Origin of the sequence: Rhabdothermincola sp. (genome assembly GCF_036846205.1) — a bacterium.
GTDB lineage: Bacteria > Actinomycetota > Acidimicrobiia > Acidimicrobiales > Acidimicrobilacustridaceae > Rhabdothermincola.
The window spans coordinates 22,563-32,319 of record NZ_DAIUCK010000029.1 but is presented as its reverse complement, the minus strand read 5'-3'; the positions used below and the strand labels follow the sequence as shown (position 1 = coordinate 32,319).

Here is a 9,757-nt window from a genome sequence, read left to right as displayed (position 1 = left end):
GGCAGGCGTCGAGACCGTCCTCGAACGAGCGGAAGCCGAACGCGACCTGGCGGGGGTGGGGCGGGGCGGGCCGGGCCCGCAGGCGGGCCCCCACGATGATCCCGAGGGTGCCCTCGGAGCCCACGAAGAGCTGGTTGAGATCGGGACCGGATGCCTGGCGGGCGTGGCCGCCGGTGTGGATGGTGCGGCCGTCAGCGAGCACCACGTCGAGGCCGACGACCAGGTCCTCGATCTTGCCGTACCGGGTGGACAGCTGCCCGGCACTGCGACAGGCCAGCCAGCCACCGACGGTGGAGAGGGCCATCGACTGCGGCCAGTGCCCGACGGTGAGCCCGTGCCCGGACCGCAGCTCGTGCTCGAAGTGGTCGCCGAAGGTCCCCGGGGCCACGTCGACCACCAGCGACGTGTCGTCGACGTCGCGGATGCCCGACAGCCCGCACAGGTCGAGCACCACCCCGCCGTAGAGGGGGATCGACCCGCCGCACACCCCGCTGCGACCGGCCGCGGCGGTCACTGGCACACCAGCCGCGTCGCAGATCCGCACCACCTCTGCCACCTCGGCGGGCGTGGTGGGCCGGGCCACCGCGGCCGCGAGGGAGGCCACCTGGCCGTCCAGGGCCCAGGTCATCGCCAACGGCCACCAGTCGCGGCTGGCCTCGGCGAGCTCGGCGGCGTCGCGGGTCACCGAGGCGCACACTCCCCGGAGCCGCTCGAGCAGCGCGTCGTCGACCCCGACGAACGGCAGTTCGAGGCGAGCCGCCGCCGAGGCGGGGCCGCCCGCCAGCTCGATGGGGGCGGTCGGTGCGCCCGGGCCCAGCTGGTCGTCCGCGGCGCTCAGGTCTCCGGTCACGTCATGCTCCCATCGCGGCGTCGAGGGCGGTCTCGGGGAGGTCGGGCGCGTGCCGCTCGTGCTCGACCTGCTGGCGGTAATCGTCCACCTGGCGGGCCTGCTCCGTTCGATCCCAGCCGAGGTCGGGGGCCACCAGCGCCGCCACCTCCGGCGCCGCCGCCGCGGAGGCGTCGCGACCGAGCAGCCGGGCCCGGGTGCGGCGCGACAGGATGTCGTCGAGGCTGCGGGCCATCTCGTAGCGGGCGGCGTACACGGCTTCGGCCCGCAGGTACGGCAGGCCCTCCACCAGCGGCCGGGACAGCCCAGGGTCCCGCTCGATCATGGCCAGCAGCGTGCGGGCCTCCCCGCCGTAGCGGTCGGCGAGGTGCTCGAGGGTGGCCCGGCCCACCCTTGACGCCTCGAGCTCCGACGAGCGCAGCTCCTCGTAGCCGGCGGCCCCACGCAACCGGAGACGCTTGGTGCGGCTGTGGCGCTGAGCCCGCTCGAGCACCTTGGCCCCGAGCACGTGCTCGAGCACCTCGTCGATGGTCTCGGCGGCCATCTCGCGGTAGGTGGTGAGCTTGCCCCCGGTGATGGTCACCACCCCACTCGGCGATCGTTGCACCCGGTGGCGGCGGGACAGGTCGGCGGTGCGCTCGCTGGCGGCGTCGCGCACCAGGGGGCGCAGACCGGCCCAGGTGCCGGTGATGTCCCGCTCGGTGATCTCCGAGGTGACCGAGAAGTTGATGGCCCGCAGCAGGTAGTCGATGTCGTCGCGGGTGCACTGCGGGTCGTCGAGGGGTCCGTCGTAGTCGGTGTCCGTCGTGCCGATGTAGGTGAACGCGCCCCAGGGCACCACGAACACCGAGCGCTTGTCCTTCGGGACCGGCACCACCGCGGCGATGTCGTTGCGTACCTTGGCCCACGGCACGGTGATGTGGACCCCCTTGGCAGGCCGAATGGTGTGGGGATCGGCCCCCTCGTCGAGCGCTCGCACCTCGTCGGCCCACACCCCCGCAGCGTTCACCACCGCGTCGGCACGGATCTCGAGCTCCTCACCGTCGGCGGCCGCTCGTACCCCGCGGGCCCGGCCGGCCGAGTCCTTCAGGATCTCGAGCACCCCCACCCCGTTGGCCACCGCGGCGCCGAAGTCGAGGGCGGCGGTCCGGGCCACGGTGAGGGTCAGTCGGGCGTCGTCGGCCTGCGCGTCGTAGTAGAGGTACGACGCGGCCAGCCGGTCGGTGCGCAGGGTCGGCATGTGCTCGAGCGCCTCGCGGGGCGAGATGCGCTTGTGGAGCTTGCCGATGCGGTAGCCGCCCGTGAGGTCGTACATCCACATGGCGGACCCGAGCGCCCGGGACAGCTTCTTGGGCACCACGCCGCCTCTGCCGGTGAACACCGGGAGCAGGAACGGCAGGATCCTGACCAGATGCGGCGCGTTGTGACGGAGCCGCTGGCGCTCATGGAGGGCTTCGTACACCAGCCGGACGTCGCCCTGTTGCAGGTAGCGCAAGCCCCCGTGGACCAGCTTCGAGGACTTCGACGACGTACCCGAGGCGAAGTCGTCGCGCTCCACCAGTGCGGTCCGCAACCCCCGTGAGGCCGCGTCCAGCGCGCACCCCGCACCGGTGATGCCCCCACCGATGACCAGGACGTCGAAGTGGGTGTTTGCCAGCCGCCTCAGCACGTCGGGGCGGTCGAAAGCGGCGGGCATGGGCTCTCCTGAGCGAGGGGGGACGGACCGCGTCATGGTACTGGCGCTCGCGGCGCGGGCGGGCGGCCAGACCTGCCGCGAACACCGTGGTGAACGGTGGCCTCGGCGGCAGTCGAGCGAGCACCACACGTTCGGGACAGGGGCGGTTCGGAGACAGAAATCTCACCGATGGCTAGGTAACAATCATTGAAAAGTACTGCTAGAGTGGCACCCGTGAAGTCGCCAGCCGAGCTCACCGAGCTGTTCCGGCAGCAGGGCCTGAAGATCACGCCGCAGCGGCAGTGCATCTTCCGCGCTCTGGCCGGGAACGAGGCGCACCCCACCGCCGAGTCGGTCTACGAGCAGGTCCGGGCCGAGATGGCGACCATCTCGCTACGGACCGTCTACCAGACGCTCAACGATCTCGCGGCCATGGGTGAGCTGGTCCAGCTCGATCTGGGCACCGGGTCGGCCCGCTTCGACCCGAACCTCGATCCCCACCATCACCTGGTGTGCGATCGATGCGGGGAGGTGCACGACATCTACGCCGACTTCACCGACGTCCACGTTCCCGAGGGCAACGACCACGGGTACGTGGTGTCGGCCACCGAGATCGTCTTCCGCGGCCTGTGCCCGACCTGCCAGGCCGAGATCGACCGTGGTGGCGACGTGGTCATCGACGAACAACACCGACACGCACGAGGAGGCGCAGACGCGCATGCCTGAGCTCAAGGGCAGCAAGACACATGAGAACCTGAAGGAAGCGTTCGCCGGCGAGAGCCAGGCGAACCGTCGTTACCTGTACTTCGCGCAGAAGGCCGACGTGGAGGGTTATCCGGACGTGGCCGCGCTCTTCCGCTCCGTGGCAGAGGGTGAGACCGGTCACGCCTTCGGCCACTTCGACTTCCTCGCCGAGGTCGGAGACCCGGCCACCGGCGAGCCCGTCGGCAGCACCGCGGAGAACCTCAAGTCGGCGATCGCGGGCGAGACCTACGAGTACACGGAGATGTATCCCGGCTTCGCCAAGACCGCCCGCGAGGAGGGCTTCGAGGAGATCGCGGAGTGGCTCGAGACCCTCGCCCGGGCCGAGAAGAGCCATGCCGGCCGGTTCTCGCAGGGCCTCGAGACCATCTCCTGACCTACTTGCCGACCGACCAGCGCGCCCGCGCTGGTGACCATCGTGAGGGGGGACGGGAGACCGTCCCCCCTCCTGGTATCACGCGCCCCGTCCTGCGCCCCGAGCGCCCCCGCCGAGGTACTGATGACCACCACCTACGACCCGTTCCATCCCAAGTACTTCGACGAAGCCGACCTGCGCGAGGAGCTGGTACGGGTCTTCGACCTGTGCCACGGGTGCCGGTTGTGCTTCAAGTTCTGCACGTCGTTCCCTACGCTGTTCGAGCTCATCGACCGCCACGACGACCAGGACGCAGCGAAGCTGACCGCAGCCGAGCAGGACCAGGTCGTGGACGAGTGCTTCCAGTGCAAGCTCTGCTACATCAACTGCCCCTACATCCCGGGCCAGAGCGACTGGAACCTCGATTTCCCCCGGCTGATGATGCGGGCCGAGCAGGTGAAGGTGCGCAACCGCCGGCTCTCCGTCAAGGAACGCCTGCAGAACCAGGCGCTGGCCCGCACCGACCTGGTGGGGAAGGTGAACACCGCGCTCGCGCCCATCGCCAACCGGGCCATCGGCTCCACCGGCACGCTCACCCGCCGGCTGATGGAGAAGACCGTGGGGATCGCCGCCCAGCGGGTTCTGCCGCCTTACGCGCGGCAACGCTTCAGCACCTGGTTCGCGCGTCGCGGCGCGCCCGAGCCGGCCACCGTCGGCCGCGACCAGGGCCGGGTCGCCCTCTTCGCCACCTGCCTGGTGGAGTACCAGAGCCCCCAGATCGGCAAGGACCTGGTGCGGGTGTACGAGCGCAACGGCATCAGCTGCGATCTGCCCGCCGGGCAGGTGTGCTGCGGGGCTCCGTGGCTGCACAGCGGCGATGTCGACCGGTTCGTGGCCCAGGGCCGCAAGAACGTGGAGGTGCTCGCCGATGCGGTGCGCCAGGGTCACCACATCGTGGTGCCGCAGCCGACCTGCGGCTACGTCCTCAAGCACGATTACGTCGACTACATCGGCGGCCCTGATGCCGAGCTGGTCGCCGCCAACACCTACGACGCGGCCGAGTACCTCATGAAGGTGCACGCCGACGAAGGCACGGCCCTCGACACCGAGTTCCCCGGTGAGATCCCCGACGCCCTCACCTATCACGCTCCGTGCCACCTGCGCGCCCAGAACATCGGGCTCAAAAGCCGTGACCTCATGGCCCTGACCGGCGCCCGGATCACGGTGGTGGCCGAGTGCAGCGCCATCGACGGCACCTGGGGCTACCGTGAGCAGCACTACGAGGACTCGCGGAAGGTGGCCCGGAAGATGGCGGCGGCCATCACCAAGGCCGGCAACGACGTCGTCGCCGGTGACTGCCATCTCGCCAACGGGGGGATCCTGCAAGAGACCGGTACCCGGCCCGTGCACCCGATCTCGATCGTGGCCCGGGCCTACGGCATCCCCGAGGAGGACCGACGACCATGACCTCCCAGCGCAAGCTCACCCTGGACGACATCGCCGACCTGCGGGCCTACGAGCGGGAGCGCGAGGACTTCCGGGCCCGGATCATCGCGCTGAAGAAGCGTCGCCGGGTCCACGTCGGGCCGTTCGTGACCCTGGTGTTCGAGAACCGGGACACCATCCGGTTCCAGATCCAGGAGATGGCCCGGGCCGAGCGCATCCTCTCCGACGAGGGGATCGAGACCGAGCTCGGCATCTACAACCCGCTCATCCCCGAGCCCGGCCATCTCAGCGCCACCCTGTTCATCGAGCTGACCAGCGAGGACGAGCTGCGCGAGTGGCTGCCCCGGCTGGTGGGCATCGAGCACTCGGTGGTGCTCCGGATCGGGGAGGGCGAGGGTGCCGAGGACGTGCGGTGCCAGGTCGACCCAGACCACGAGAAGCAGCTCACCCGGGAGGAGGTCACCGCGTCGGTGCACTACGTGCGCTTCAGCCTCGACTCGGACCAGATCGAGCGCTTCGCCGCCGGGCCGGTCACCGTGGTGATCGACCACCCCGCCTACACCCACGAGCAGCGCCTCACCGACGAGACCCGTGAGGAGCTGCTCACCGATCTGCGCCCCTGAGCACGGGCCGGCCGGCCCGGGGCTCATGCTCAGGGGCGGCGGGGTTGGACAGTCGGGGAAGCCGACGGCGATACTCGACCGTTTCCGATCGTCCGTCCGTCCACGTGGGAGCCGAATCCCCCTGATGAAGCAGCCCTGGCGGGCCAAGGCCGCGTGCCGAGGCCTCGATCCGCAGATCTTCTACCCAGTCAGTGACGAGGAGGAGGACGCAGCGCCCGCCAAGGCGGTCTGCGCCGAGTGCCCGGTACGTGAGCCATGCCTGGAGCACGCGCTCGGCTACCGGGAGAAGGAAGGGATCTGGGGCGGGGCCACCGAGCGGGAGCGTCGGCGGATCATCCGCCAGCGTCGGCGGACGGCCTGAGGGGTGACCGGCCCATGACCTTCGACGAGCTGGGAGGTTGGCGGGGGGTCCTCGGCACCCTGGTCGACGGCCGCGACCTGACCCGCTCGGAGGCATCGGCGGCCATGGGCCAGATCCTCTCCGGCGAGGCCACGCCGGTGCAGATCGCCGGTTTCATCGTCGCCTTGCGCATGAAGGGCGAGACCGTCGACGAGATGGTCGGCATGGTCGAGGCCATGCTTGCTGCCGCGGCACCCGTCGAGCTCGGCGAGCTCGCCGGATCGGCCATCGACATCGTCGGCACCGGCGGCGCGCCCACCCGGCGGGTCCACGCGCTGAACGTCTCCACCATGGCCAGCCTGGTGGCCGCCGGGGCAGGGGCCCGGGTGTGCAAGCACGGCAACCGTCGGGCCTCCTCCACCAGTGGCTCATTCGACCTGCTCGATGCGCTCGGGGTGCCCATCGACCTCGATGGCCCGATGGTCGCCCGCTGTGTGCGGGAGGCGGGGGTGGGGTTCTGCTTCGCCCGCGCCTTCCACCCGGCGATGCGGCACGCCGGTCCGGTGCGGGCCGAGCTGGGTGTGCCGACGGTGTTCAACGTTCTCGGGCCGCTGTCGAACCCGGCGCGGGTCCTCAGGCAGGTGATCGGGGTGAGCGATCCGCGGGTGGCGGCGACGGTGCTCGGCGTCCTCGAGGCTCGGCAGGCGCCGCGGGCTCTGGTGGTGCACGGCTCGGATGGGATGGACGAGCTCACCACCACCGGGCTGTCCACCGTGTTCGAGCTGGATCAGGGGAGGGTGCGCACCTTTGAGCTGGATCCCCGCGATCTGGGTCTCGAGGTGGTCGACGCCGAGCAGGTGAAGGGCGGGACGCCGGAGGAGAACGCGGCCATCGCCCAGCGGGTGCTGGCCGGCGAGCAGGGCCCCTATCGCGACATCGTCACCCTCAACGCGGCAGCGGGTCTGTGGGTCGCGGGGGAGGTCGACGACCTGGCCACAGGGCTCGACCGTGCTCGTGACGCGATCGACGCCGGTCGGGTCCGCCAGGTGCTGGCCCGGCTCATCGACGTCGCGTCGAGCGGCGCCGCGGATCGCTGAGGATCGGCCCCCTGGCCGGGGGCGGTTGGGGAGCGGCGACCGGCCGACGGGTGGGTGCCAGAAGCGCGTCGACGTCGACCAGCCCGGCCGCCCGCTCGATCTCGGCCAGCTCGGCCTGGGCCTGGTCGAGCAGGTCGAGCTGGCGTGAGATGCGCGCCAGGACCTCGGGTGGTCCTGTGTCCCAACCGCTCGCCGGGATGCCCGCAGGCCGGCTCAGCCGGGACAGTCGGACCGACAGCCGCTCCACCTCGGAGACCTGGCCTTCGAGCTGGCGGAGCAGTGCCTGTCGGTGCGGGCGAGGATGGCGAGCAGCGGCCACGACATGGTGGTCGAGCTCGACCGCCTGGTACTCGAGTTCCCGGCGGAGCTCGTCGACCGACAACGACGGCCCGTGGCGCTTGTGGGCCGGTGCGAGGCGTACGTGCGCGGTGGCGGTGCGCAGGCGGCGGTGCAGCCGCGCCGGATGCGAGGGCCACCACAGCCACAGCAGAGGCGCGGGGCTGCGCATCGCCGGGCTCACCCGGTTGGCCCGCTGCAGGCGCCAGCGCAGCACCGCGAAGGCCAGGGCGAGCAGGGCGATCCAGGTGACGAGGAAGGCGGCCGACCAGATCAGGAACGAGCGCACCGGCCCAGGCTACCGGGCGGGCGCGGCTCGCCGGGGGGCGAAGGAGGGCAGCGCCGGGAGCGGCGAGGCCAAGCCGCGCTCGGCGTGCACCAGGCGGAGGCGCCCGGCTTCCTGCTCGAGCCAGCGGGCGACGCAGAGCAGCTCGTCGGCCAGCTCCCGGGGGACGGCGGCTTCCGGTAGCCCATCCGGTGGCGCCGTGGCGGGGTCGAACGCGGGCACCGGCTCGTGAGGGTCTTCCGAGCACCCCCAGGACCGCACCAGGCGACCACCCGACAGCTCGGCGCCGCCCTGGCCCGGCAACTCCACGACCAGCCGACCAGCGGCCCGGAGCAGCTCCATGCGCCGCTGGCGGCGCAGAGCCTGTGCCAGGGCCTCTGAGCGATCGCGCACATCGGCGGCCTCCTCGTAACGCTCGGCGGCAGCGAGCGCGGCCATCCGTTTTCGCAGGGGCTCCAGGAGCAGCTCCGGCTCGCAGGTCAGCCCCCGCCGGGCCCGCTCGACGATGGCCGCGTACTCGGCCGCGCTGGTGGTGCCCGCACAGGGGCAGGTGGCCACCCCCAGTTGCGCGGGCGCGCACGGCGCTGGGCGCGGGACCGAGCCCGGGCGGCCGGTGCAGCGCCGCAGCGGCACCGCGGTCTCGATGGCCTCCGCCACCCGCCTGGCGAAGCGGGTGGACGGCAACGGCCCCAGGTAGAAGCCGTCGTCGGGGCGCAGCGTGCGGACCACCGACAGGCGGGGGAAGGTCTCGTCGGTGAGCTTCAGGTACACGTAGCGCTCCCAGTCGCGGGCGTGCCGGTTGTAGGGAGGGCGGAGCTCGTGGATCAGCCGGACCTCCCGCACCGCGGCCTCGAGTGGGTGCCGGCAGGCGACGTGGTCGATGTGGGCGGTCTCCCGCAGCAGCGAGCCGACCTTGCGGCGGGTCTCGGTGGAGAAGTAGCTGCGCACCCGGGCTCGGAGGTTCGTGGCCTTCCCGACGTACAGGACCCGCCCGGCACGGTCGCGGAAGAGGTACACCCCCGGCGATCGTGGCAGGCGGGCCGTGAGCTTGAGCTTGGCCGCCTGGGCGTGGCCGGCCATGGTGGGCAGCGCCAGCAGGTCGTCGAGGCCGGTGACCCCGAGCCCCGCTGCTCGCTCCAACAGCAGGTGCAGCAGGTCGGCGGTGGCGAGGGCATCGTCGAGCGCCCGGTGGCTCGGCGGGTGGTCGAGGCGCAGCCGGGAGGCGAGGGTGGCGAGCTTGAGGTTCGGCACCTCGTCCCGGACCAGCCGGCGGGCCAGTGCCAGGGTGTCGATGGTCCGATTACGCAGCCGGGGCCGGCCGCTGCGCTCGAGCGCGGCGTCGAGGAAGGCGAGGTCGAAGCGCAGGTTGTGCCCCACGAGCACGGCATCGCCGGCGAACTCGAGGAGCGCGGGCAGCACGGCCTCGATGCGAGGGGCGGGCAGCACCATGGCCTCGGTGATGCCGGTGAGCACCGTGATCTCCGGCGGGATCGCCGAGCCCGGGTTGACCAGGGTCTGGAAGGTGCCGAGGCACTCGCCGCCGCGCAGCTTGACCGCTCCGACCTCCGTGATCCCGCAGCTCTCCACCGATCCGCCGGTGGTCTCGAGGTCCACCACGCAGAAGGTCACCTCCGCCAGGGGGGTGCCCAGGTCGTCGAAGCTCCGCTGCTGCACCCGCCCTTACGTAGTCGAACAGGTGTTCGAGGTCAAGCATCTCGATCCGGCGGTACGATCCCGGCCGTGTCAGCCCGCCGTTACCGATGCGCCGCCTGCGGCAACCTGACCCGCTTCGACGTGACCAGCACCCGGCGCACCCGCGCCTACCACCACTACACGGTGGGGGGGGAGCTCGAGGTGGAGGACGAGGAGGTGCTGGCGGAGCAGGTCGAGGAGGTCGCCTGCCGCTGGTGCGGGACGGGGGAGCACGTCCTCGAGCTCACCGACGCCGAGGCGGCGGCCGCACCGCGGGAGGCCACCACCTGAACCGGGT

The 9,757-nt window shown here is 71.6% G+C and carries 11 protein-coding genes; 7 read left to right on the top strand and 4 right to left on the bottom strand.

Features of this window, described 5'->3' with window-relative positions; translation table 11 throughout:
- The coding region (locus V7004_RS06315) for an FAD-binding oxidoreductase (RefSeq protein ID WP_334142816.1) at positions 1–850 on the bottom strand (850 nt) is incomplete at its 3' end.
- Position 851: 1 nt separating this feature from the next.
- Entirely contained in the window at positions 852–2,543 is a 1,692-nt protein-coding gene (locus tag V7004_RS06310) for a glycerol-3-phosphate dehydrogenase/oxidase (RefSeq protein WP_334142814.1), read from the bottom strand.
- A 213-nt stretch (positions 2,544–2,756) separates the two neighbouring features.
- On the opposite strand from V7004_RS06310, the gene V7004_RS06305 reads away from it, so the two are divergent.
- The 6 genes from V7004_RS06305 (at position 2,757) to trpD (ending at position 7,145) form a co-directional block, all read left to right on the top strand.
- The gene (locus V7004_RS06305) at positions 2,757–3,248 is read left to right on the top strand and encodes a Fur family transcriptional regulator (RefSeq protein WP_334142813.1); all 492 of its coding nucleotides are present in this window, start codon (positions 2,757–2,759) and stop codon (positions 3,246–3,248) included.
- Positions 3,241–3,660, top strand: a complete 420-nt coding sequence (locus V7004_RS06300) for a rubrerythrin family protein (RefSeq protein WP_334142811.1) — start codon at positions 3,241–3,243, stop codon at positions 3,658–3,660. Before V7004_RS06305 ends, V7004_RS06300 begins: the two co-directional genes overlap by 8 nt.
- A gap of 123 nt (positions 3,661–3,783) precedes the next feature.
- Positions 3,784–5,106 (top strand): heterodisulfide reductase-related iron-sulfur binding cluster, encoded by a 1,323-nt coding sequence (locus tag V7004_RS06295; protein ID WP_334142810.1) that lies wholly within the window; start codon positions 3,784–3,786, stop codon positions 5,104–5,106.
- Positions 5,103–5,708 carry a DUF3501 family protein gene (locus V7004_RS06290; protein ID WP_334142809.1) on the top strand — a complete coding sequence of 202 codons (606 nt, stop codon included), beginning with the start codon at positions 5,103–5,105 and terminating at the stop codon, positions 5,706–5,708. Before V7004_RS06295 ends, V7004_RS06290 begins: the two co-directional genes overlap by 4 nt.
- Positions 5,709–5,832: 124 nt before the next feature.
- Positions 5,833–6,069, top strand: a complete 237-nt coding sequence (locus tag V7004_RS06285) for a WhiB family transcriptional regulator (protein ID WP_208028052.1) — start codon at positions 5,833–5,835, stop codon at positions 6,067–6,069.
- A gap of 14 nt (positions 6,070–6,083) precedes the next feature.
- Positions 6,084–7,145, top strand: coding sequence for an anthranilate phosphoribosyltransferase (trpD, locus tag V7004_RS06280; protein ID WP_334142808.1), 1,062 nt, complete (start codon positions 6,084–6,086; stop codon positions 7,143–7,145).
- Here the strand turns inward: trpD and V7004_RS06275 are convergent.
- Both V7004_RS06275 and V7004_RS06270 read right to left on the bottom strand, forming a co-directional pair.
- Positions 7,108–7,770, bottom strand: a complete 663-nt coding sequence (locus tag V7004_RS06275; protein ID WP_334142807.1) for a hypothetical protein — start codon at positions 7,768–7,770, stop codon at positions 7,108–7,110. The genes trpD and V7004_RS06275 overlap by 38 nt on opposite strands.
- Before the next feature lie 9 nt (positions 7,771–7,779).
- Complete coding sequence (locus tag V7004_RS06270) at positions 7,780–9,441, bottom strand: DEDD exonuclease domain-containing protein (RefSeq protein ID WP_334142806.1); 1,662 nt, start codon at positions 9,439–9,441, stop codon at positions 7,780–7,782.
- Positions 9,442–9,507: 66 nt separating this feature from the next.
- On the opposite strand from V7004_RS06270, the gene V7004_RS06265 reads away from it, so the two are divergent.
- Positions 9,508–9,750 (top strand): hypothetical protein, encoded by a 243-nt coding sequence (locus tag V7004_RS06265; RefSeq protein WP_334142804.1) that lies wholly within the window; start codon positions 9,508–9,510, stop codon positions 9,748–9,750.
- Positions 9,751–9,757 lie beyond the last annotated feature (7 nt).